The organism is Pseudoalteromonas sp. P1-25 (genome assembly GCF_001401805.1).
Lineage (GTDB): Bacteria > Pseudomonadota > Gammaproteobacteria > Enterobacterales > Alteromonadaceae > Pseudoalteromonas.
Map to the genome: position 1 here is coordinate 1 of NZ_LKDW01000014.1, position 23,463 is coordinate 23,463.

Here is a 23,463-nt window from a genome sequence, read left to right on the forward strand (position 1 = left end):
ACACCCTGCTTGTTTTTTGCACTAAATAAAAGCTAGCCTCTAATTGCGTTAAGTGCAAAATTTAAGATGAGTGTCTTGTTTATTTTTCCATAAGACACCCTGCTTTTTTTTTGCACTAAATAAAAGCTAGCCTCTAATTGCGTTAAGTGCAAAATTTAAGATGAGTGTCTTGTTTATTTTTTGTTTGTCCCGCTTGAGTGACTTGTTATATTTTTTTCTCTGAATTCATAATATGCCAGCAAGGCTTTTGGAACTGAATAATATGGATTCTCAGAATGACCTGCATTTTCACTGTAATGATATGCATAATTGAAATTTGTTGGTGCGTTTGATTCAATTGCAGATAATAAACCTTTAAATGAACCTGTGATAATCTCGTTTTCATTACCACCAATGCTTAAATATATAAATAAAGGTTTTTTACTAAGTTTAGATAAGCCGTTTTTAAACTCTTGAACAACAACTGAGTTGTCGTACCAAGCTGCGGGACTAAAAGCAAAATACCCAGTAAATAGCTCAGGCTTGGTAACTATCGTATAAAGTACAAAGCTTCCACCGGCCGAGAAGCCACTAAGCACTCGGTTATTATTAATCGAGTATTTTCGTTCTACAAAAGGGATTACTTCTTTTTCAATGAAAGATAAAAACAAATCAGCTTTACCAAAAATTTTTGGAGAATTTTCAGTATCTGGTCTTGCCTCGATTTGAACATCTTTTCTGGCATATGGTGGCACCAAATCCCTATTTCTTGTATCTATCCAAAACAAGTTGGGAATTGCGACAATAATAGAGTCTTCAATTAACGTTTTATCAGATAGTATTGTAACAGTCTCATGCCAGCGGCTTAAATTAAAATTGCCATCTGATTTTATTATTAAGGGATAACTCTTGCTTTTATCGTATCCCTTTGGCAATCGAACAAATATTCTTCTTTCTTCTGAAAGGTATTCTGAAGAAATATCATGTTCAATGAACTCTGAAGTGTAGTGCTCAACATACCTCGATGAAATTACTGAAGCTCCCACTAAAACTAAAATAGTGATTAATGAAGTTGAAATTAATTTTAATGATTTTTTCACCAAATCTTCCTTGAAAAATATAACGCCGCCTTAAGCGGACAAAAAAAGTTGGCTACACTTGTTGAGGCACGAAACAAAGCCAACTGTTTTTGTTCCGTTTAAAGGCCTTGTTATAAGGTTGTAGCTACCCACTCGTCCTTTGTTATTTTATATAGGACGTGTTCTTTTAATTGAGTATTACTAACTAATGGATGTTTAAAGTTTTGCTCAGTATTAGTCATTTTTAAACGGCACATAACTTTCTGTGAAGGTTTATTCACAACAGCAGTAAATGAAATAACACTCTCAATATTTAAATCATTAAACGCAAACTCTAATACTTTTTCTGCAGCTTCAGTAGCATAACCTTTACCCCAAAATTGTTTTGATAAACGCCAACCAATTTCGGTTGCAGGACTTACCTCAAGTTCTGCAGGTGAATTATGTAAACCAACAAAACCAATAAATTTACTTGTTTTTTTCTCTTCTACAGCCCAAAGCCCCCAACCTCGCTCAGATATAAGCTGCGCAAGCTTTAAAGCTAAATTTGTACTTTCAACTTCATTCAATGTGTTTGGAAAATACTCCATAACTTCCTTACATGAATTTAGTTCGGCAAAAGGGGCATGATCTTCGCTTTTCCATTGTCTTAAGATCAATCGTTCAGTAGTTAAAATTTTATTTGAATTCATATGCAACTAGGATGACCTTATAACAATTTTATCAAAGGACACTTTCCTCTTTTCATGAGCAATGGGCGTCCCCATAGTTACTTTATAATATTAGTAACAAAACCTGTAACACTTTGCCAGCTTTAAATTTTATGCCCGACTGTTAATTAAATAATGTGTAAAAAAAGGAAAACTTCCTCATTTCATGATTCAGTAGGAAAACACAAAAGTTGTATAAAAATACTGTTAATAAAGATTTAAAATCATATGCTTTGATTACTGCCTATATCCATTTCAATACTGCGGGTATCAATCCACTTCCTATAAAAGGTGCCGACGGGGTTATTAGCCCTTTTTCAAGATTGTAAGTGCCTCTTTTAAACCTCTGCACATACATACTCGCTTACAAACCAATACTGCTATCTATCTCTACTTTAAAAAATACATAAAAAAGCCCCGCTTGGTTTTAAACAAACGAGGCTCCACACTAATTTTTAACCATGAATAAAAGCGCCGATACTGCGGGCGCTTAGCATCATTGAATTCAACTTTATTGATTAACTACACTTTTAAGTGGGTTAACTGGCTGTGCGTTGTCATCTAGTAAGTTCATATCAAAGTCGAACTCATCTACACGAATCGCTTTTTCACGCTTTTTGTTGTAATCAACTAATTGCGCGTGCTCAGCCGCGGTAATTACGTTTGCCGCTAGTGCATTGTCAAGCGTAATAGCAAAACGTGTACCTGGCTTAATTGTTTTAGCGCGCAGTGCTTTTTTAACTTTAGCCAGCTCACCAAGTGATGCCATTTTAGCTTTGTAAGCTTGCTCATTAATGTAATGACCATCGCCTTCAACTGGTTTAACTAAATGCGTAATTTGCGCTTTAAATGCAGTATCAAGCTGCGCTTGTTTAGCTAATTCGCGAATTAAGTCATCGCTAATTTTTGGCATTTTGGTTGAGTAGTTCATTGTTACAAAACGAATAAACTTACGAGTACCACTTGCAGGGAAGTTATCTAAAAACTTATGCAGTGCTTCTTCAGCGCTTTGCAGTGCAAAACGAGTTGCGTAATGGAAGTACGGTGCTGCTTGCTCGCGCTCGCTGCTTGCTACTTTTTGCTCGTAATACTTAATTGATGCCATTGCCGCGTATAAAAAGCTCATTACATCGCCTAAACGAGCTGATAGCATTTCAGCCTGCTTTAATTTACCACCAAGTACAAGTAGCGAGAAGTCTGCATACACTGCCAATTTTGCAGATAGTTTATGTATGGCTTTTTCGTATTCACGTACTTCTGGTAGCGCTGAGTTTGCGCTTGCAGTAAATGGTAAAACACCTAAACGGAACGCACGTAAGCTATTTGCTGTGCTGTAACCAATTGTTTTACGTAAAATGCCGTTAAATTCTTTATCTGCCCCTTTATCTTCACTATGGATTGATTCAACCATAGATTGTAAATATGGGTGACAACGCATAACACCTTGACCAAAAATCATCAGGTTACGAGTAAGAATGTTCGCGCCTTCTACAGTAATTGCAATAGGCTGTGCAACATAACCGCTTGCAAGGGTATTTTGCGGGCCATTTTGGATTGCTTTACCTGCTTGAATATCCATTGCAGAATCTAGCACGTCGCGACCAAGCTCTGTCATGTGGTATTTAGCTATTGCTGTAACAACTGATGGTTTTAAGCCCATGCCTAGGCCTTCAGTTGTAAGCACACGCATTGCTTCTTGAAGGTATGTTTTACCTGCAATGTCGGCTAACTTTTCTTGAATACCTTCAAATTGACCAATGGCTAAACCAAACTGCTCACGTACTGCTGCGTATTCAGATGCAGATTTAAACGCCACTTGTGATGTACTTACACCAAGTGCAGGTAGTGAAATACCACGGCCAGCACCTAAACAGCTCACCAGCATTTGCCAACCGCGACCGATGTTTTTCTGGCCGCCAATAATAAAGTCCATTGGCACAAATACTTTGTTGCCGCGTGTAGTACCATTATAAAAACGAATACCCATAGGATCGTGGCGGTTGCCAAGCTCTACACCTGGGTGATCTTTAGGAATAAGCGCACAGGTAATACCTAGATTTTCTTTGCCGCCAAGTAGGCCTTCTGGGTCAACTACTTTAAACGCTAAACCAAGTACTGTAGCGATTGGTGCCAGTGTGATGTAACGCTTGTCCCATGTAATTTCAAGGCCAAGTACTTCTTCGCCGTTGTACATGCCTTTGGTTACAGTACCAATATCTGGAATACCGCCTGCATCAGAGCCCGCCTCTGGGCTAGTTAGTGCAAAACAGGGAATGTCTCTGCCGTTTGCCAGGCGCGGTAAGTAATGTGCTTGTTGCTCTTGCGTACCAAAGTGCAGTAATAATTCACCTGGGCCTAAAGAGTTAGGAACCATAACGGTCACTGCTACTGCAGAGCTTTTTGTTGCAATGGTTGCCACAATAGTCGAGTTTGCATAAGGGCTAAACTCTAAACCACCAAATGATTTAGGGATGATAAGCGAGAAAAAACGCTCTTTTTTCAAAAATTCTAATATGTCATCTGGTAAGTGAATACCGTTTTGAATAACTGAATCATCAATCATGCCTAGTAGCTCTTGTACTGGGCCATCTAAAAATGCTTGCTCGTCTGCAGTTAGGGTAGCAGCCGGCACGTCGCGTAGTGCACTAAAATCTGGCTTACCTTGATAGATAGAGCCCTCTAACCACACATCACCCGCGTCTAGCGCTTCTTGTTCAGTGATTGAAATACTTGGTAATACTTTTTTTAATTTTGTACGTAAACTCATGATTGAACTCATCCGACCAGATAAATAATACTTACATTACGTCATAAAAATCGGTTTAGATCAATTACTCTATTCAATTAATTAACAGTTTTTTCAATTTATTTTCTTTACGGTGACGTAAACTGTTGAAACTAAAAGGCTTACACTTGTGCGCTGAAATACATTTTTTAGCCGCAGTTATGCCTAAAAACACCAAATTTTATTTAGCCATAAAAAAACGCAGCCACTTGGGCTGCGTTTTTAAATTAAACTAGAGAGAGTTAACTGCTTATTTGCACTATGTGTTTGCCTGTAAAGCCACCCGCTATTTGATTGTTTAAAGCAGCACTTACAGACTCTGCAGTAAAATCAACCGCAGTTATTGCTGGTGTTTTAATATCGCCCGAAAGCGCGCCTTCAAGTAACAAATTGCCCATAAAACTTAAACGCTGTTGCGCACATAAACTGTTTGCAAGCCATGCACCACCAATTGAAACCACGCTAATATTTGGTGCTCGGCGGTACATTAAATTTTGATCAAAATGAGGCAATGGGTTTAAACACGCAATACGACCGCAAAAGCGCATTAATTCTATATTTCGCAGCGTTGATGCACCGCCCATTGTATCAATTACAGCATCAAAACCTTGTGGACCAAGCTCACGGCGAATTTTGTCGCACAACTTTTTATCGTTGTAGTCAAAAACAGTATCGGCTCCTAGCTTCTTAACCAATTTGTGATTACGTTTAGATGCAGTAGCAAATACATCAGCGCCACGTTGCTTGGCATATTGAATGGCAAACTGACCTACCGCGCCAGAGCCACCTTCAATTAATACTGTATCACCTTCGGCAATTGCAATTTTATCTAAGCTGATAAGTGCTGCCATACCCGCGCAAGGTAATGTTGCCGCTTGCGCAGGACTGAGCTCATTGGGCACAACCGATACAGCAAAATTAGGTACTTTAGTGTACTCACTCAATACCCCTTGCTCGCCAATATTGGCATGCCACATTACTCGCTCACCCACATTGGGGAACACGCCTTTGTTAGCTTTAACCACCACACCTACAGCATCAAGGCCTAGTATGTGTGGGTATTGCCAGTTACAAAAGCCTGTTTTAGCAAAATGCGCATCCGCAGGGTTAAGGCCCACGTATTCCACCTTTACCAACAATTCGTTGTTGACGCAATCAGGTACATCCACTTCAACATCGTGTAAGCAAATTTGCTCATCGGGTTGAGGAAGTACAATTGCCCGCATTGTTTGCGGAATATCGTATCTATCTGACAGTTCAGTATTGCTCATTCAATTAACTCTACTTATTTTGCGCTGTTAAGTGCATAGCTCCATTGGCCATTAAATGCTTGATAAGCTTTAACTTTCGCAAGCAAAGCTGTAATAGTTGTATCAACCGCATTTTCTTGGGCTATTAAAACATCCTGACGCGCATCTAACAACTCTAAGTACGGTATTTGTCCTTCTTCGTACATGGCTTGTGCTTGTAAAAACGCTTTATTAGCAAAGTCAAAACGCTCATCTGCAAACGTTTTTTGTTGCTGTTGGTTGACCAACATTTGCAGTGAAAGTTCACTTTCAGTCACCGCACTTAATACTATTTGCTGATAGTCGTTGTAAGCAGCTTCACTTAAAAACTGCTGTGCGTCGCGCTGAGCAAGTAGAGCTGGATAACTTAATATTGACCACTGTAACTGTGGCGCAACTTGCCATTGTTGGTCAGTATTTTTTAATCCTGTGCTGTCTATGCTCACCACGCCTGCAAAGGCCGATAAGCTAATGTCTGGCAGTAGCGCTTTGCTTGCAGCTACGCTCAAGCTATTAGCTTGGCTAAAATCATAAAGTGCGCGGCTTATATCAGGGCGCAGTGCAATAGCTTCATTGGCATTTTTAAGCGCTACGCTAAAGTCGTGTTCAAGTATGTTTTGCTCATCGTTTATAGCTAGATCTTTGGTTAATTTACCACTCAGCACGGCCAGTGCCGATAAATCACTGTATTTAGCATACTCTATAGCAGGCATTAGGGCTTCTTGCTGCCTAAGCTGTGCCATAGTGCGGTTTAAATCAAGCTCGTTAGCAACGCCTTCGTCTACACGTGCTTGCAATACGTCAATACTTTGCTCAAGTGCTTCAATTTGCATCGCAATGATCTGCTGTTTTTGAACATTGCCTTGGTAGCTTACAAAGCCTTTCACCACTGACGATACAACTTCAATTTGCAATAAACGCACTTGCTCGGCTTGGCTCATGGTTGATGCATTTGCGGCATCAACCAAGGCTGTAATTCGACCAAACAAATCAAGTTGCCAGTTAAGAGCGACATTTGCACTTGATTGGCGCTCATACACACTGGGCGCATCGCTTCGAGCTGCGCCTACTTCAACACCACCTTGTGGTAAGTATTGCGCTTTTTGCTCGCCTAATCTTGCAAGTGCACTTTTCAGCGTTAATTGACTCGTTTTTAAGTCGTAGTTATTAGCAAGCGCGCTATTAACAAGGGCATTGAGCTGCTCTGACTCTAGCTTTTGCCACCAGTTAGTTTCATCAGCTGTCGCCACATTGCTTGCAATATTAGCCTGTGCTACAAAATCGTTAATGGCGTTTTGCTCACTGCGTGTATCTATTTTGCTTGCGCAACCAGATAAAGCAGCAGCCACTAACACAGCACTTAGCGTTAAGCGCGTTTTTACACGTTTAGTCATTAACTTAGTCATGTGATAACTCCTGCTCTTTTTGCTGCTTTTTAACAACTAACATGTAAAACACGGGGGTAAATAGTAAACCAAATACGGTTACCCCTATCATGCCTGCAAACACGGCGTTACCCATAGCATGGCGCATTTCGGCACCTGCCCCCGTTGCAAGTACTAGTGGTACAACCCCTGCTGTAAAGGCAATTGATGTCATTAATATTGGGCGCAAACGCATACGACATGCTTCAAGTATTGCCTCTATGTGCGTTAATCCTGAGTCGTGTCTGTCTTTTGCAAACTCAACCATTAATATCGCGTTTTTAGAAGCCAAGGCCACCAGTACTATTAACGCTATTTGCGTGAATATGTTGTTGTCTGAACCGACAAGCCACACACCTAATAACGCAGAGAAAATAGTCATAGGTACAATTAATATTATTGCCAGTGGTAAACGTAAGCTTTCGTACTGCGCTGCAAGTACCATAAATACAAGCAATACAACTAACGGGAATACATAAACCATGGTATTACCGGCAAGTACTTGCTGGTAGGTTACTTCTGTCCACTCGTATTCAATACCCGTCGGTAGATTATCTGCAAGTATTGTTTCGATCGCGGTTTGTGCTTGATCAGAGCTGTAACCTGGTGCTGGGCTGCCGTTTAGTTCTGCACTTGGGTAACCGTTGTAATGCATTACACGGTCAGGCCCTATTGTTGGTGTCACCGTTAGTACAGAACCAAGTGGGACCATGTTCCCTGCACTGTTACGTACTTTTAGGTTAAGAATTTGCTCAGGATCAAGGCGGTAATCAGCATCAGCTTGCGCATTTACTTGGTAAGTACGACCAAACATATTAAAGTCATTTACATACACTGAGCCTAAGTAAACTTGCAGTGCGTCGAATACTTCATCAAGTGGAATACCTTGTATAAGTGCTTGTTCACGGTCAATGTCTATGTCCATTTGCGGCACTTGAATACGGAAACTTGAATACATACCCATTAACGCTGGGTCTTGCTGAGCCTTACCAATAATAGTTTGTAAGCTGTTAAATAGCGCGTCGAAGCCTTTATTTGCTCTGTCTTCAAGTTGCAATTTAAAGCCACCGGTTGTACCTAAGCCTTGAATTGGCGGTGGCGGAAATACAGCTACAAATGCTTCATCAATGGCCGCAAAACGTTGGTTTAGCTGCGCAGCAATAGCCATTGCCGATTGGCTAGGGTCTGTGCGTTTATCAAAGCTTTCAAGTGGTGTAAATACAATGCCGCTGTTCGGGCTATTCGTAAACCCATTAACCGATAAACCAGGAAACGCAACAGTGTGAGCAACACCAGGTACTTCTAACGCAATTTTTTGCATTTTCGAAATTACATCTTCAGTGCGGTCTAAACTTGCTGCATCGGGTAGTTGCGCAATGGCCACTAAATATTGCTTATCTTGTTGTGGAATAAAGCCACCAGGTACGGTATCAAACAATTTAATTGTACCGCCCACCAGCGCAACATAGGCCACCATAACAATTACACTCATACGAATAAGCTTTTGTACTAGTTTTTCGTACCCTTTGGCACCGCGATTAAATACGCGGTTAAACGGTTCAAACAACCAACGACCAAACAATTTATTCAGTAAACGAGTAAACGCATCTGGTTTTGCATCGTGCGATTTTAATAACAATGCAGCAAGCGCTGGCGATAACGTCAGTGAGTTAAACGCAGAGATAATAGTCGAAATTGTGATTGTAAGCGCAAATTGCTTATAAAACTGACCAGACAACCCAGTAATAAACGCCGTAGGAATAAACACCGCACTTAATACTAAAGCAATAGCAATAATTGGGCCTGTAACTTCACTCATGGCTACACGTGTTGCTTCTAGTGGCGATAACCCTTGCTCAATATTACGCTCTACGTTTTCAACCACAACGATGGCATCGTCCACAACTATACCAATTGCCAAAACTAAGCCAAATAGCGAGAGTGTATTAATAGACACGCCAAACCACTGCATAACCGCAAACGTACCAATTAATGATACAGGCACTGCAATCAGTGGAATAATAGATGCGCGCCATGTTTGTAAAAATACAATTACAACAATAACAACTAATACTATTGCCTCTAGCAATGTAGCGATTACCGCATCAATTGAACCACGAACAAATACCGTAGGGTCATATACAATGTCGTACTCAACACCCGCTGGGAAATCTTCTGACAAACGCGCCATTGTTTCACGTACTTGGTCTGAAAGCTCAATCGCATTTGAACCTGGGCGTTGAAAAATTGGCATTGCAAGTGCTGGCTGGTTATCCATTTCGGCGCGAAGTGCGTACGTATCTAGACCTAAATCTACACGTGCTACATCAGATAAGCGTGTTAACTGACCCTCGTCACCTACTTTAATAATAACGTTTTCAAATTCTTCAACGCTATTTAAACGCCCTTTTACGTTTAATAAAATTTGAAATTGGCTGTCGTTAGAAATTGGCTGTGCACCTAAGCTACCCGCGGCAACTTGCTGATTTTGCGAGCGCAAAGCGGCCACAACATCCGTTGCAGTAAGCTCACGGGCTGCTAATGCATCTGGGTTTAGCCACACGCGCATTGAATATTTGCCACCACCAAATAATTGAATGTCGCCTACACCTGGTAAACGGGCAATCTCGTCTTTAATATGAATGTCGGCATAGTTAGATAAGTACGCTGTGTCGTGCGTTTTTTCAGGCGAATATAAATGCACTACCATGGTTAAATCGGGTGATGATTTTTCGGCCACAACACCTAAACGCTGAACTTCCTCGGGTAAACGTGGCAATGCACTGTTTACACGGTTTTGTACTTGTACTTGTGCACGGTCTAAATCCGTACCTAACGCAAAGGTTACCGTTAATGTCATGCGGCCATCGCTGGTACCTTGCGAAAACATATAAAGCATGTTTTCAGTACCATTGATTTCTTGCTCAAGTGGCGTTGCCACTGTTTGCGCTATAACGGTAGGGTTTGCGCCCGGGTAATTTGCAGTTACTACAACCGTTGGTGGTACCACTTCTGGGTATTCACTTACAGGAAGTTGAAACAGTGATATACCACCAGCAATTAAAATAACCAACGACAGCATGGCTGCAAATATTGGTCGCTGAATAAAAAAGTGTGAAAATTTCATCGATAAACCTTATTGCTTAGCCATTAACTGGGCGTTGTCGTTTGACAGTGTAAAGGCAACCCCATCGGTATCAATTGTGACTGTATTAGGCGAAATAGGCATACCAGGGCCTACACGTGCTGGGCCATTTACCGCAATAACATCACCTTCATTTAGGCCTGATGTAACAGCACGTAACGCCCCATAACGTTCGCCTACTTCAATCAATTTGTATTCAAGAACGTTGTTTTCACCCACGGTTAATACAAAGCGATTTTTTAGATCTGTGCCAATAGCACGCTCAGGAATTATTACTTTTTCACTGACCTCATTTGCTGCCAATTTAATGCGAGCAAAAGAACCTGCGCGAAGTTGATTACTGTCTTGTTCAAATACCGCACGAACACGTAAAGTACCTGTGGCTGAGTTAATTTGGTTATCAATAAAATTAATATGGCCTTGGTAGGCAAACTCTTTTTGCCCTACTTTTTGCATAACAACGGTTTGGCGGCTTTGGGCGGTTACATCATTAAAAGCGCTATTCCATGTACGCTCATCAACATCAAAGTAGGCATACATTGCTGCGTTAGAGACAATAGACGTTAATACACTTTGCCCTGCTAAAACGTTATTACCTTTAGTAATGTTTGCACGAGAAATAATGCCATCAATTGGCGATACCACCGAGGTAAATTCTAAATCGAGCTTTGCAGAGGTAAGTTGTGCTTGTAGTGCTGCAAGTTGTGCTTCGCGCTGGCGAAGCGTTGAAGTACGTGCTTGCGCCTGCTCTGTAGAAATAGCTTTACGCTCTAATAATCGCATTGCACGTTTATCTTCACTTACAGCTTGTTCAAGGGCTGCTTCAGCGCTGTGAATTTGCGCTTCTAAACTTGCAACTACAGCAGCAAAAGGACGTTTATCAAGCTGAAAAAGCACATCGCCCTGCTTAACCACATCACCTTCTTTAAACTCAATACTATCGATAATACCTGACACACGTGGCATTAACGCCACCTCTTCTGGCGACTCTAAGCGCGTAGTGTAGGTGTGCCAGCTTTGTACCGGCTTTACCAGCACAGGTGCAACATCGATAGGCTGCAATTGTTGTTGCTGAGCTTGAGGCGCGCGCTCATCAGCACAGCCCGCAAGTGATAATGATGCCGCAGCGAGTGCAGCAGCAATTAAATGTTTGTTCATGTAGACGCTCCTTTATTGATTAGCGTGCATATTACGGACTATACCTGCGGACAAAAACCATAGATTTATAAATTCATTAATGCCAAAATGGCATCAATAAAAATTAATGAGTCATCGTGATGGATACAACAAGCCGACTTTTAATGCTACTAGAGGTCGTTGAGCAAGGTTCTTTTGCCAAAGCTGCAGAAATAAGAAACATAGACCGCTCCGTTATATCAAAGCAAATCAGTCGATTAGAGGACGAACTAGGCGTTAGGCTATTAAACCGTACCACCCGTTCGTTTTCGTTAACGGCCGCCGGCGCCGAAATGATAAAAAAAGCAAGTGAACTAAGAGAGCTACTTGGTGAAACCGTACGCATGGCAGAAAACTATCACCTTGAGCCACGGGGTGTATTAAAAATCACATCGTCAACGCTCATTGGTAGACGTTATTTGCAGCCTGTACTTAACGACTTTCAAAAACGTTTTCCTCAAGTAGAAGTAGAGCTACGCCTTGATGACAGGCTTGTTGATATTGTAGCTGAAGGCTTTGATTTAGCATTTAGAATTGGAGAACCTAAAGACTCTTCGTTAATTGCGCGTAGAATTGCCCGCAATAGATTACTTATTGTAGCGGCCCCTGAATTTATACAAACCTATGGCATGCCAAAAACCATAGAAGAATTGGCGAAGTTACCTGCCGCAAGTTATGCAAGTAATTCAATGCGGGTTGAAACCATAGATTACTACAATAGTCAGGGCGAGCCATGCGAGCAGAAAATTAACAGTGTGTACCGAGCAAACGATGCCGAGGTACTGCTAATGAAAGCTATTTCAGGGACTACCTACTTCGTGGCTCCGGCGTTTATTATCGATAAGGAAATAACGCAAGGCCAATTAGTGCCCATTTTAACGGATGTAAAGTTAAAGGAGTTTAGCCATATGTATGTCCTGTACCCGCACAGAGACTTACCAGTAAGAACTCGCTTATTTTTTGATGCAGTAAAGGAGTATTTAGGGAAAGACAAACCAATTTGGGAAAACAACATCCCTAATTTTGAACAAATGTACTAATTTGCTCGTTAAGCTACCTGAGGCTTTTCATTTAAATGGGCACTTGACTGAAAGTATACTTTATTTCGGCCAAATTCTTTTGCTTTGTAAAGTTGTTTATCTGCTTTAATAACAAATTTTTCAAGGGTATCGCCTTGGTGGTATTTTACAACGCCAATGCTTGCGGTCACTTTGATGTTTAGCCCATCAATATCAAGTGCCGTATTGTTAAGTTTTGATCTAATTGTTTCGGCCATGGTTAGAGCGTCATTTTGAGAAGTAAAAGAGTGCAGTAAAGCAAACTCTTCCCCACCTACTCTAAATACATACCCTTTTGCTAATAGGACTCGTAATAAAGTGGCTACTTCAATTAGCACTTTATCACCTACAGCGTGGCCATAGGTGTCGTTAACCTGTTTAAAATAGTCTAGGTCGAGTAAAAATAAATAAAGTTGCGACTTATCTCTAAGCTCTACTTCAAAGTAATGATTCATTGATAAACGGTTTGCAGCCCCGGTAAGTGGGTCTAACAAAGCAAGATTTTTTAACCGCTTAGATGATAAAGCACGGCTACCTTCAAAAACATGAGAAATAGCCCAAATACTGATATAAACAAAGGCAAGATTTAAACTGAAATTAAGCGTAGTTAGAGGAAGTTGCGATGATTTTGTTACTAATATGGCACCTTGAAGTACAAAGAGCAAAGCCGATAATACAATGCCATAACGCTTACCTAGCAACAGGTAATACAATATAGGTAACGCAAAAGACCACACATACACACCATTTATTGGTTTAGCTAAATAGTTGCCTAATACAATAACAAAGGTGACAAATATGCACATAACTACAGATTGCCATACCTCTAGCGCATGCGTGTTTAAGCGGTAGTAGGTGTAAGCACAAAATACACTGAGTGCTATTTCTAAATACCCTAATAAAGCAAAGTTATTTACAATAATATTAAATGCAGCAAAAAACAGTGAGACAAAACCAAAGCACAAGCACATCCATTTCAGGACGTTCCTTCTTAATGATTTAGTACTACTAAGCGCTGCTATATCCATTCAAAAAACTTAAAATAATAAAAAATTTAGTGTAACGCTAAAATTAAATATAACAAGTAGATATAAGAAAACATTAACTTTACTCACTACAAAGGCACGAGCACCCAACCAAACAGCTTACTATAAGGATTAACCACCTAACATAGATAAGTTTGTTGTAACCCCCGTATTACCTTGATGCAATAAGTGGGTTGGTTTTTTTGTTTTTATATAACGTGCTAACTGATTAATTAATGCCTGATTGGTGTTATCACTCATGTATTCTCTAAGTGATATACCTTGCTCAGAAAACAAACATAAATGCAATTTCCCTAGTGACGAAATTCTTAACCTATTGCAGGTGTTACAAAAGTCATTACTGTAGGGCATTATTAACCCTATTTTCCCCATATAATCAGGGTGGAAAAATTCTTGTGCAGGCCCTGCCGTTACATCGCGTATAATGGGCTGCCAACCAGCGCGAAGCAACTGCTCTTTTATGGATTGCCCCGATATATGGTTAGCATCAAAAAACGATTTGTTATCGTTAGTTTGCATTAGCTCAATAAAGCGCATTGTCACGGGTCTGTGCTTTAAATAATCTAAAAAGCTATCAAGCTCTCGGCCGTTGTACTGTTTCATAAGTACGCTGTTTATTTTTACCGATTCGATGCCGCTTTCAAGCGCACTTTCTATACCTTGCATTACGCGCGAGAATTTATCGTGACCGGTAATCGTATTAAACATACGTGGGTCAAGGGTATCAATACTGACATTGATGGCGTTTAAACCCGCATCTACCCAATTATTAATATGCTTATGCATAGAGTAGCCATTAGTAGTAGCGGCTATTTTGGTAATGCCTTGCGTGTCTTTTGCTGCACGAATTACATCTATAAAGTCTTTTCTGAGGGTGGGCTCGCCGCCAGTAATGCGTAACTTTGATATGCCATGATGGGCAAAGGCTTTTATAGTATTACTAATTTCGTTTAGTGACAGGAAGTCTCGGTCGTGATCGCATTGATACCCATCAGGTAAACAATACACACACTTAAAATTACAAACATCGGTAATAGATAAACGCAGATAACTAAATTTTCGCCCTGCTGGGTCGACTAGCATAAATAAGCCTTTAACAATTTTAAAATACATCGCTAAATACACGAGTGTACAGCCTGCGCCATACACTCTTATTAGCGTTTAACTAGGCGGTTAAGCCTTTTTTGAGCTCACTCGGTTTCATGGGTAAATTACGTAACCTTACGCCAACTGCATTAAATACCGCGTTGCCAATAGCGGGTGCCACACCAATAACACCCGGCTCACCTAAGCCCATAGGAAACTCGTCACTTTGCACAAACTCTATGTCCATATCGGGCACATCTTGCATTCTAAGTGGCAAGTAAGTATTAAAGTTAGTGGCCGCCACTTGCCCGTTTTGATAATTATTTGATTCGTGTAAAGCAAGGCTTGTGCCCCACAATAACGAACCTTCAAGCTGAGCTAATGCACCATCAGGATGAACTATTAAGCCTGCATCTACCACGGCATACAGTTTTTTAAGCGTAATTTTGCCATCACTTTTATTTACATGCACATGCGCCGCTGTAGCAATCCACGCAGGCATATGGCGCTCTTGACCAGAACTAACTGAAAAACCAATGCCTTCGTTTTCACCCAGCTTAACATTTGCGACCTTCGCTGACACTTTTTTAAGTACCGCATTTAAGCGCAGTGCGCCGCCTACGCTTTCAGGGGCTTTACCTGCTTGCTTGCCTTTGCCATCGAGCATTGATAAACGAAACTCCACCGGATCAAGCCCTTGTTTATGAGCAATTTCATCAATAAACGATTCTAAGCTCCATACAATCCAGCCAGGGCCTACCGAGCGAAGCCAGCCGGGGGTAAATGTGCTTTGCGCTAATTCATTATTAATTGCGCGAGCACGGTGATTATCCATGCTGTACCAGTGATCGGCTCCAGAAGCTGAAAACGAATCAAACTTGCCTTTGCCATCAACCCCAGGTGATAAAAAGCCAGGCGCCATTGCTTTTGTTGGCCAGCCTGCTGCAAATGCATGCTCCATAGCGCTTAACTCGCCTTTTTCATTAAACGAAGCTGTTAATTTAGCGGTGGAGGCAGAACGAGACTGATCAAATAAGCTATCATCAGCGCGTGTAAATACCAGTTTAACAGGTTTGCCAATCGCTTTGGCTGTTAGCGCTGCGGGCACAGTCCAATCACCAAATAGGCGACGCCCAAACCCACCACCTAAATAATAAGGACGAATAATAACGTTATTTTGTTCAACCTCTAATGCTTTGGCCAACGCAGGTAGTGTTAAAGACTGCCACTGATTACCAGTATGAATAATCCACTTGCCTTGTTTAAACTCTGCCACCGCATTAAGCGGTTCTAATTGATAATGACTTGCTGTTGCCGTGGTATACAATGACTCTAGCGACTGCGTTGCCTCAGCCTGCATTTTAGCGGTATCGCCTTCATTAACAAATAAGGTGCCAGCGTTGCTATCGTTACATAATTTTTCGCCCAGGGATTGAATATCAGCCTCTGTAACATTAGCTGTTTGGCCTTTTTTATAAGTTACTTTTAGGGCATCTACCGCTTTAATTGCACTGGGGTAATTGTCAGCTAAAGCGACCACCCAGCCTTGTACAGTGTTACTTGGGTCATTTAAAATCTCATACCCTTTATAGCCTTTTATTGCTTTTGCGGCGCTATCATCTATTTGCGTGACTTCACTACCATAACGTGTTGGTGGGATCACAGGGCGCGCATACACCATGCCTTCAAGCTCTACATCTATGCCATACACAGCCATACCATTTGTTTTTTCCGGAATATCGAGGGCTTTAAAGTCTTGCTTTAAACCCGTTAAGTGGCGCTTGTTGGCAGGCTTTATCGGTAGTTTTGCAACTTCTTCGCTGCTAAAGGTACGGTTAAACTCACCATGTTTAACAATATCGGCATAACTGAGCGACTTATCGCCTGCAATTATACGCCCTTTACTAGCGTGGCACTGCTCAGGTTTAACTCCAAGCATATTAGCCCCAGCGTCTATAAGAGCTATGCGCCCTGCTGCGCCGGCTTGAGAAAGCGGTTTAAAGCTTTGAAATACAGACCATGAACCACCTGTAACCATGTAGCCCCACTTCTCGTGCGTATCTACATACGTGATTGATACTTTATCCCAGTCGCACTCCAGTTCATCTGCCACAATACGTGCTAAAGCAGTGCCAACGTGCTGACCCATTTCGGCTTTGGCAATGCTCACCTCTACTTCACCTTGCGGGTTCATAGTCCACCAAATTGTGGGTGAAAACGATTGTTGTGAAATCGACTCTTTCGCGCTAAGTTCACCTGAAAAGAAAGCAGGCGCGAATGCCATAACTAGGCCAGCTGTTGCTGTGCTAATCATAAAAGAGCGACGGTTTAAGTCTACGGTTTCGGTATTTTTTTGAAATAGTTTTTTCATTGTCGGCTCCAGTTACACGTCTAGCTCTTTTGGGTTAAACATTTGAACTGCACTTTGCGATTCATCAGCGGCGCGTTGTATAGCCGATTTAATGCGCTTGTACGCCATACAACGACAGTAGTTGCCGTTCATATGATTTACTATTTCTTGCTCGGTTGGATTTGGATTGTCAGCTAATAACGTAGCAGCTTGCATAATTTGCCCAGATTGACAGTAGCCACACTGAGGTACTTGCTCATCTACCCATGCTTTTTGCAGCGGATGCTCATTATTGAGCCCTTCTATGGTGGTAATGTTTTTTCCTGCCACTGCGCCCACGGGTAATACACATGAGCGTGTCGCTTGCCCATCTAAATGCACGGTACATGCACCGCACATGGCAATACCACAACCAAACTTAGTTCCTTTTAACCCTATTTCATCGCGAATAACCCACAGCAAAGGTGTATCTGCACTTGCTTGCGATTTAACCTCTTTGCCGTTAACTGTAAACGTCACCATAGCTTGCCCCTTGATTAAGCCTAAATAAAATTAAAATAACGCATGACCCATACACGTTACTTTTTACACCAACGTACGTTGAAATTATTACCCTTTGCATTACAGCGCACATTTACAAACGCGCTGTAATGAATTCTGAAAATTTAATTTTGATTTGAATATTCAAACCTTAAGTTTAGGCTATATTTTTAGTTTATTCGCGTGCCGTTAGGTTGTTGTTATTATCAATAAACTGCTTTAATTGCTGCTGAGTGTCGATATCTGTGCTTGCCTGCTTAAGTAAAATGGTATTTACCTTGACCTTTGTGTCTCGCAATAGATGTTGGGCGCCTTTATCACAACTTAGCGCTGCTAACGTTTTAAAATCACAGGCAGGAAATACAGCAGGCACGCCAATGCGCTCGCCATAATCAGCGCACCAACGCGAGGGTTTGTTTTTAAAATGATCAATTAATGTATTTATATCTGCAGTACAAAGCTCAACCTGATCTGCCAGCATAAATAAAATACCATCCAATGCGTGCGCAGCACTTATAACTTGCGTTGCCCGTGCAATGGATTTTCCTAAACCTACTTGCCAGTGCGGGTTATGCAGTATTTCAACATTTTTGTAGCTATGTAACGCATCTTCAATTTGCGCATGCCAAGCACCGCTAATAACGTATATGGGTAATGTGTCATACCCTTGTAAGGTATCTACGGCGCGGCAAATCATTGGTTTATTACCTACATCGGCTATTAGCTTACACCCGTTAAATCGCGACGATTGTCCTGCGGCCAATATAACCTTTGCTACGCGCACCTTAGTTACCCCAGTTACTTAACGATGTAGCATCTTTACTCGCTAATACTGCGTGTATTTCACTAATGAGCGATAAGGCAATACTCTCTGGGGTGTCTCCTCCTAAATTAAGCCCTACAGGGCCAAATACAGGGGCAACCACCTTGTTTACAGATGTGTTTGCATGCTCAAAAACTTGCGCTCGGCGATGTGCAGGTCCAAGTAACCCTAAGTACTTTAGTGGGCTTTGCTCAAGAGCGGCTAACGCCTGTGCATCAAGCTCTACACTGTGAGCCATTAAAGCGGCAGCATCCACTTTATGTTGTTCGCAAAACTGCTTTAATTGTGAAGCGGGACAACGCAAAATATGATCGGCATGCGTAAAATAGTCTCTTTTAGCATTTGCAGCGCGGCTATCCCATACACTCACCATCCAACCTAACTGCTTAGCAAACGCATATACCGGTATTGCATCCGCGCCACCGCCGACAATTAATAAATGTGCGCTGGGGTAAATAGCCACTTGTAAACTTTGGGTTTTATCTTGCTCTACAAGCATTGCTTTGCGGTTTAAAGATAAGTTGTGTTGCTGCGCCACGGTTTTAAAAACGCCAGCCCCCTTTGCCACTAAAGGTTTAATTTGCTGTGTGTAGTGCCCCGATTGCTTGTTTTTTAGCGCATTAAACATGGCATCTAATTGCAAGTATTCGTTTTCACGATTAACACTTTGCAAAAGAATATGCACCACGCCACCACAGCCTATACCCAGCTGAAACGTTAAATCGTCTTCATCAGTTGCATCGTAAGTGATTGTTTTAGAATGTAAGGTGGTCATAACCTGTTTGGCGTGACGCTGAATATCAGCCTCTAAACAGCCACCCGAAAGCATACCTAAACGTTGTCCTAGGCTTGAAATGAGCATCATCGCCCCCAGCTTTCGATAACTCGACCCTTCTATTTTATATAAAGTAGCAAGCACCCATTGTTGCTCATTACGAAGCGGATACCACGTATTGAGTATGCCTTTTAAATCAGTAACCATAAACTACTGCCATTACAAACCTTACTATGCGTGTGTTTCGATTATCATAATGCTGTCACTTTGCTAGATTTATGGACATAGCTAAGTTGCACAAGCGATAAATAAGTGAAAAGCGTACGTGATATATTTTAAAAGCGATCAGCTAGGACGTTTTCAACTTTAAATTATTATTTTAGCATTTATGTAGTTAGCTCAATAAGCGTAAAATTTATAAACCAGCATGCATGCCTAATTAGTAAGCAACAAGGCGGCTTTAATCCTCTATTAAATCGGTGAGCGTATTAACAAGGTCATCAAACTCCTCATTTACACGTTCTCGTTGCTGCTCACTCAACGTCGCATTTAGCTTTAAGAGCAAGTTTACATAACGTTCTAAATTCGCTTCATTATTGGCTAATAACTCTTTGCTCATATACGCTTCTCGCTGAGTAATTACATGGCTCAATTGTTTAACAAAATCAGCTTCATTGAGAGTTTCATTTAAAAGTACCTGTTGCGCTGCATTTAAACGCGTTTGCTTGTACTGATGCCAAAGCAGTGAGGAATCATAATGAGCATTGTTAGCTTGAGTAATAAGCTGCGTTTGCACAGGCGTTAAGTTTCCTAGCCATTGTTTATAGTAATCTAGCTGCCTTTCTAGGCGCTCACTTTTACGCTCTTGCGCTGTTAATTCATTAAACTCTTCGTATTCATCGTTAATTTGCGCTTGGATATTAGCAATGAGCTCGGCACGCTGTTCATACGAAAGCGTAAACCCTAATTGCGCAAGCTCAATATGTGCCTGTTCGAGAATGTTTTGAAAGTGAGCTCTTGCCAAGACCACTTGGGCCTTTAATTGTTGATAATCTAACTGTTTATTAAATAACGTTTTTAAATTTAATATATCTTGCTTATACCTTGGTAACTGTGTACTGCGGTGCCACTGCTGAGTGGTATTGATGATATTTTTAAGTTGTTTATTTTGCTGTTTAGTAAGGTCTATATAGTCATCTATCCAAAACGACGAAAGCCACGTTAAATTATTATAAGTAAACGAAGCTGAACAACTACACAAAAACAGTAGGCTAAGCACGATGGTGGCGCGTGATACTTTTATATTTTTTATTTTAAACATGTAAACCCCTTCTATCACTCATACTCTCAGATATTCCGTAAAGGCAGCACTTAATTGATAATAATTATTATTTACTATTGACACATAGTTAAATCTAAATAATAATTAATCGCATAAACAAAGTGTAACGACCTCAGTGCCCAAGGAAGAAATACAGCATGGATGCTGGCATTTTGTTTTAAGCACATGACTGCTTATTGACTATTATTTACTCGACCCAAGTAATAGCATAAAAGTTCATCTCTACTTGCTACATTGCTCATATTAGTGACGGTTAATATGACATTAAAAGCGCAGGCCTTGGCTTGCGCTTTTTTACTGCTTTAAATTTTCTGTAATATCTGTATCTTACGCTTATAAACACCGCATTATTAGCAATATAATTGCTTATTTAAGCTATAATTACCACTACAGCTTGGCTATATATTAAACGTACACATAATCATGGAAGCGATTTTAATTTACTTTAACCAAGCACTTGCACCATTTTATACGTGGCTATTGAATAGTAAGTACAAAGTGTTGCAATAAAACAGGTTTTTATACATACACATTGCAACTATTACCTATTGGAGACATGGCTATGTCACAGTTTAATTTAAAAGCATTAATACTCACTGGCGTTTTGCTTTCAAGCCCATTTGCACATGCAACTCTTGAAGATGGTATAAGAGCGGCCAACGAAGGCAAATTTGCTATAGCACTAAAAGAATTTGAATATTTAGCTGACAAAGGCTTTGCGCCGGGAATTTACGAACTAGGTAAACTTTACGAAGGTGGCTATGGCGTTACGCGCGACTATTTTAAAGCGGCAGAGCTTTATAAAGAAGGCGTTAAAAAAAATCACGCTGACTCAATGTTTGCACTAGCCGTTTTATACGATGAAGGCAAAGGCGTAAAGCTTGATAAGCAAATGGCGGTGACGTTATTCGAAAAAGCAGCGAAAAAAAACCTCCCTGCCGCACAATTCAATTTAGGTGTTATGTACGCAAATGGCGAGGGCGTCACGCGCGATTACAAACAAGCCAGAACATGGTACGAAAAAGCCGCTGCTAATAACTATTCACTGGCGCAATTTAATTTGGCACTCATGTATTTCGAAGGTCTAGGCATGCCTAAAGATCTAGAGAAATCATATGTATGGAACACCATTGCCGAATACAACGGCAACATGCAAGCAAGCCATAGCCGCAAGCTAGATGAGCGTAAAATGCTCCCTAAAGAAATAGAAGAAGCAAAAGAAAAAGCCGACAAAATTTACGAAAAAATACTCGCGGGCACTTACGCCGGTGAAGGACGTTTATTTTAATTTTCGCATTGCTAAACAAAGCATTACACAAGGGCAAATGCGTCTCGCATTAGCCCTTTTTTATACCAATTTACTTAATATATAAAAACTTAAGCAGCTTAATAATAAGGTTACTCTGTTTTAGTAAAAGCCCGGTACGTGGGTTAAACGAGCCAGACACCAAGGTGTTTTTTGCATGACTAAAGGTTAAAAACCCTTCTTTGCCATGATAATGCCCCATTCCAGAATGCCCAACGCCACCAAATGGCACATCATCTGCTGTCACCTGCACTAAAGCATCGTTTACAGCAACTGTACCGCTTAATGTTTGCTGCATTATGTAATCTTGAGCGTGCTTATCTTGTCCCAAAATATATAGCGCTAAAGGGTGATTATGCGCTTTAATGTAGCTAATTGCCTCATCGAGCTTTTCGTAGGTTTTAATCGGCAAAATGGGGCCAAATAATTCATCTTGCATTAGCGTCATATCATCGCTAGGCGCGATAACAATATGCAACCCCATTCTATGCTTTTGTTTGTCTTGTTGGTTTTGGCTGAGTGGCTTAATAACTTGCGCACCCAACTCCTGTGCTTGTGTTAAATACCCTTCTAAGCGAGTGTAATGCGCATCGCTAATAATTGACGTTAAATTTTTTCCTTCAACCCCGTCTTTAAAGTGCTTTTTATAAAGCTCGCACAATTGCTGTACCAGCTGATGCTTAAGGGATTTAGGCACAAATACATAATCTGGGGCTACACAAATTTGTCCTGCATTTGCCATTTTACCAAACAGTAATGTTTGCGCTGCTTTTTTAATATCCGCCTGCTCAGTAATAATTACAGGTGATTTTCCACCTAGCTCTAAGGTAACAGGGGTTAAATTTTCGCTGGCTGCTTTCATCACCAGCTTGCCCACTGACGTTGAGCCAGTAAACAGTAAATGTGCAAATGGCAATGACGAAAATTCACTTGCTACATCGCTTGCCCCTAATACCACTTTACAATGCGCTTGTAGCTCATCTGCAAATATTTTCTCGATGACAGCATTAGTATGCGGGGTAAATTCGCTGAGCTTAAGCATGACCCTATTGCCCGCGGCAATAGCGGTAATAACAGGCACTAATGCCAATTGTATGGGGTAATTCCAAGGCGCAATCACCCCAACTACACCAAGTGGCTGGTATGTCACACTCACTTTTGATGGCCACAAACTTAAGCTCGCTGAGCGCTTACTGGGTTTTGCCCATTTTGGCAATTTTTTAATAATGTGCGCTAACCCCTGAACCGTTGGCAAGATATCGCCAAGTAACGTATCGAACGCGGTTCTGTAACCAAAGTCTTTTGATGCTGCATCTATAAGCGCTTGTTCGTGACTAACAATTCGTTTGTGCAGCGTTTTTAATAATACGATACGCTTATCTATCGGGAGGTACGACTGGGCTAAAAAGCTATTTTGCAGCTCATTAAACGTATCGCTGAGTGACGGTGTGTATGTGTTATCAGTATCCAAAGGTGCTACTCGTGTATCATTTTGCTACGACTATAACGCCGTTCTGATTTTCGAGCAATAACACTAACTCTCTAAAAAT

17 protein-coding genes are annotated in these 23,463 nt (G+C 41.0%); 2 read left to right on the top strand and 15 right to left on the bottom strand.

The annotated features are described in order from the left end of the window. Nucleotides 1-173: 173 nt before the first annotated feature. The 7 genes from AN393_RS10375 to AN393_RS10405 form a co-directional block, all read right to left on the bottom strand. Entirely contained in the window at nt 174-1,079 is a 906-nt protein-coding gene (locus AN393_RS10375; protein ID WP_055018000.1) for an alpha/beta hydrolase, read from the bottom strand. A 110-nt stretch (nt 1,080-1,189) separates the two neighbouring features. After that, the gene (locus tag AN393_RS10380; RefSeq protein ID WP_082422704.1) at nt 1,190-1,750 is read right to left on the bottom strand and encodes a GNAT family N-acetyltransferase; all 561 of its coding nucleotides are present in this window, start codon (nt 1,748-1,750) and stop codon (nt 1,190-1,192) included. 529 nt (nt 1,751-2,279) lie between these two features. Continuing rightward, on the bottom strand, nt 2,280-4,535 hold the full coding sequence (locus AN393_RS10385; RefSeq protein ID WP_055018001.1) for an acyl-CoA dehydrogenase: 2,256 nt from the start codon (nt 4,533-4,535) through the stop codon (nt 2,280-2,282). Nucleotides 4,536-4,795: 260 nt separating this feature from the next. Next, entirely contained in the window at nt 4,796-5,824 is a 1,029-nt protein-coding gene (locus AN393_RS10390) for a zinc-binding dehydrogenase (RefSeq protein WP_055013767.1), read from the bottom strand. Between the two features lie 14 nt (nt 5,825-5,838). Beyond that, complete coding sequence (locus tag AN393_RS10395; protein WP_055018002.1) at nt 5,839-7,248, bottom strand: TolC family protein; 1,410 nt, start codon at nt 7,246-7,248, stop codon at nt 5,839-5,841. After that, nucleotides 7,241-10,393 carry an efflux RND transporter permease subunit gene (locus tag AN393_RS10400; RefSeq protein ID WP_055013769.1) on the bottom strand — a complete coding sequence of 1,051 codons (3,153 nt, stop codon included), beginning with the start codon at nt 10,391-10,393 and terminating at the stop codon, nt 7,241-7,243. Before AN393_RS10400 ends, AN393_RS10395 begins: the two co-directional genes overlap by 8 nt. 9 nt (nt 10,394-10,402) lie before the next feature. After that, nucleotides 10,403-11,569 (bottom strand): efflux RND transporter periplasmic adaptor subunit, encoded by a 1,167-nt coding sequence (locus tag AN393_RS10405; RefSeq protein WP_055018003.1) that lies wholly within the window; start codon nt 11,567-11,569, stop codon nt 10,403-10,405. Between the two features lie 119 nt (nt 11,570-11,688). On the opposite strand from AN393_RS10405, the gene AN393_RS10410 reads away from it, so the two are divergent. Beyond that, a complete protein-coding gene (locus AN393_RS10410) occupies nt 11,689-12,627 on the top strand; it encodes a LysR family transcriptional regulator (protein ID WP_055013771.1) in 939 nt (312 codons plus the stop codon). An 8-nt stretch (nt 12,628-12,635) separates the two neighbouring features. Here the strand turns inward: AN393_RS10410 and AN393_RS10415 are convergent, their stop codons facing one another. From AN393_RS10415 to AN393_RS10445, 7 genes are all read right to left on the bottom strand, one after another. Beyond that, the gene (locus tag AN393_RS10415) at nt 12,636-13,673 is read right to left on the bottom strand and encodes a GGDEF domain-containing protein (RefSeq protein ID WP_055013772.1); all 1,038 of its coding nucleotides are present in this window, start codon (nt 13,671-13,673) and stop codon (nt 12,636-12,638) included. A gap of 129 nt (nt 13,674-13,802) precedes the next feature. Then, nucleotides 13,803-14,774 carry a GTP 3',8-cyclase MoaA gene (gene moaA / locus AN393_RS10420; protein ID WP_055018046.1) on the bottom strand — a complete coding sequence of 324 codons (972 nt, stop codon included), beginning with the start codon at nt 14,772-14,774 and terminating at the stop codon, nt 13,803-13,805. 82 nt (nt 14,775-14,856) lie between these two features. Next, the gene (locus tag AN393_RS10425; protein ID WP_055018004.1) at nt 14,857-17,148 is read right to left on the bottom strand and encodes a xanthine dehydrogenase family protein molybdopterin-binding subunit; all 2,292 of its coding nucleotides are present in this window, start codon (nt 17,146-17,148) and stop codon (nt 14,857-14,859) included. A gap of 12 nt (nt 17,149-17,160) precedes the next feature. After that, nucleotides 17,161-17,649 (bottom strand): (2Fe-2S)-binding protein, encoded by a 489-nt coding sequence (locus AN393_RS10430; protein ID WP_055018005.1) that lies wholly within the window; start codon nt 17,647-17,649, stop codon nt 17,161-17,163. A gap of 193 nt (nt 17,650-17,842) precedes the next feature. Further along, a complete protein-coding gene (locus tag AN393_RS10435; RefSeq protein ID WP_055013774.1) occupies nt 17,843-18,451 on the bottom strand; it encodes a nucleotidyltransferase family protein in 609 nt (202 codons plus the stop codon). 1 nt (nt 18,452) lies between these two features. Next, entirely contained in the window at nt 18,453-19,472 is a 1,020-nt protein-coding gene (locus tag AN393_RS10440) for an XdhC family protein (RefSeq protein ID WP_055013775.1), read from the bottom strand. 253 nt (nt 19,473-19,725) lie between these two features. Beyond that, nucleotides 19,726-20,586 (bottom strand): DUF6279 family lipoprotein, encoded by an 861-nt coding sequence (locus AN393_RS10445; RefSeq protein WP_055013776.1) that lies wholly within the window; start codon nt 20,584-20,586, stop codon nt 19,726-19,728. A 583-nt stretch (nt 20,587-21,169) separates the two neighbouring features. Here AN393_RS10445 and AN393_RS10450 point away from each other — a divergent pair. Beyond that, the gene (locus AN393_RS10450) at nt 21,170-21,895 is read left to right on the top strand and encodes a tetratricopeptide repeat protein (protein WP_055013777.1); all 726 of its coding nucleotides are present in this window, start codon (nt 21,170-21,172) and stop codon (nt 21,893-21,895) included. A 70-nt stretch (nt 21,896-21,965) separates the two neighbouring features. Here the strand turns inward: AN393_RS10450 and AN393_RS10455 are convergent, their stop codons facing one another. Next, on the bottom strand, nt 21,966-23,384 hold the full coding sequence (locus AN393_RS10455; RefSeq protein WP_055018006.1) for a coniferyl aldehyde dehydrogenase: 1,419 nt from the start codon (nt 23,382-23,384) through the stop codon (nt 21,966-21,968). Nucleotides 23,385-23,463 lie beyond the last annotated feature (79 nt).

Excerpts from the sequence above, each read along its gene's own strand:
- AN393_RS10380 (WP_082422704.1), bottom strand. The coding sequence starts at position 1,750 with ATGAATTCAAATAAAATTTTAACTACTGAACGATTGATCTTAAGACAA.
- AN393_RS10385 (WP_055018001.1), bottom strand. The coding sequence starts at position 4,535 with ATGAGTTTACGTACAAAATTAAAAAAAGTATTACCAAGTATTTCAATC.
- AN393_RS10390 (WP_055013767.1), bottom strand. The coding sequence starts at position 5,824 with ATGAGCAATACTGAACTGTCAGATAGATACGATATTCCGCAAACAATG.
- AN393_RS10395 (WP_055018002.1), bottom strand. The coding sequence starts at position 7,248 with ATGACTAAGTTAATGACTAAACGTGTAAAAACGCGCTTAACGCTAAGT.
- AN393_RS10400 (WP_055013769.1), bottom strand. The coding sequence starts at position 10,393 with ATGAAATTTTCACACTTTTTTATTCAGCGACCAATATTTGCAGCCATG.
- AN393_RS10405 (WP_055018003.1), bottom strand. The coding sequence starts at position 11,569 with ATGAACAAACATTTAATTGCTGCTGCACTCGCTGCGGCATCATTATCA.
- AN393_RS10410 (WP_055013771.1), top strand. The coding sequence starts at position 11,689 with ATGGATACAACAAGCCGACTTTTAATGCTACTAGAGGTCGTTGAGCAA.
- AN393_RS10415 (WP_055013772.1), bottom strand. The coding sequence starts at position 13,673 with ATGGATATAGCAGCGCTTAGTAGTACTAAATCATTAAGAAGGAACGTC.
- moaA (WP_055018046.1), bottom strand. The coding sequence starts at position 14,774 with ATGCTAGTCGACCCAGCAGGGCGAAAATTTAGTTATCTGCGTTTATCT.
- AN393_RS10425 (WP_055018004.1), bottom strand. The coding sequence starts at position 17,148 with ATGAAAAAACTATTTCAAAAAAATACCGAAACCGTAGACTTAAACCGT.
- AN393_RS10430 (WP_055018005.1), bottom strand. The coding sequence starts at position 17,649 with ATGGTGACGTTTACAGTTAACGGCAAAGAGGTTAAATCGCAAGCAAGT.
- AN393_RS10440 (WP_055013775.1), bottom strand. The coding sequence starts at position 19,472 with ATGGTTACTGATTTAAAAGGCATACTCAATACGTGGTATCCGCTTCGT.
- AN393_RS10445 (WP_055013776.1), bottom strand. The coding sequence starts at position 20,586 with ATGTTTAAAATAAAAAATATAAAAGTATCACGCGCCACCATCGTGCTT.
- AN393_RS10450 (WP_055013777.1), top strand. The coding sequence starts at position 21,170 with ATGTCACAGTTTAATTTAAAAGCATTAATACTCACTGGCGTTTTGCTT.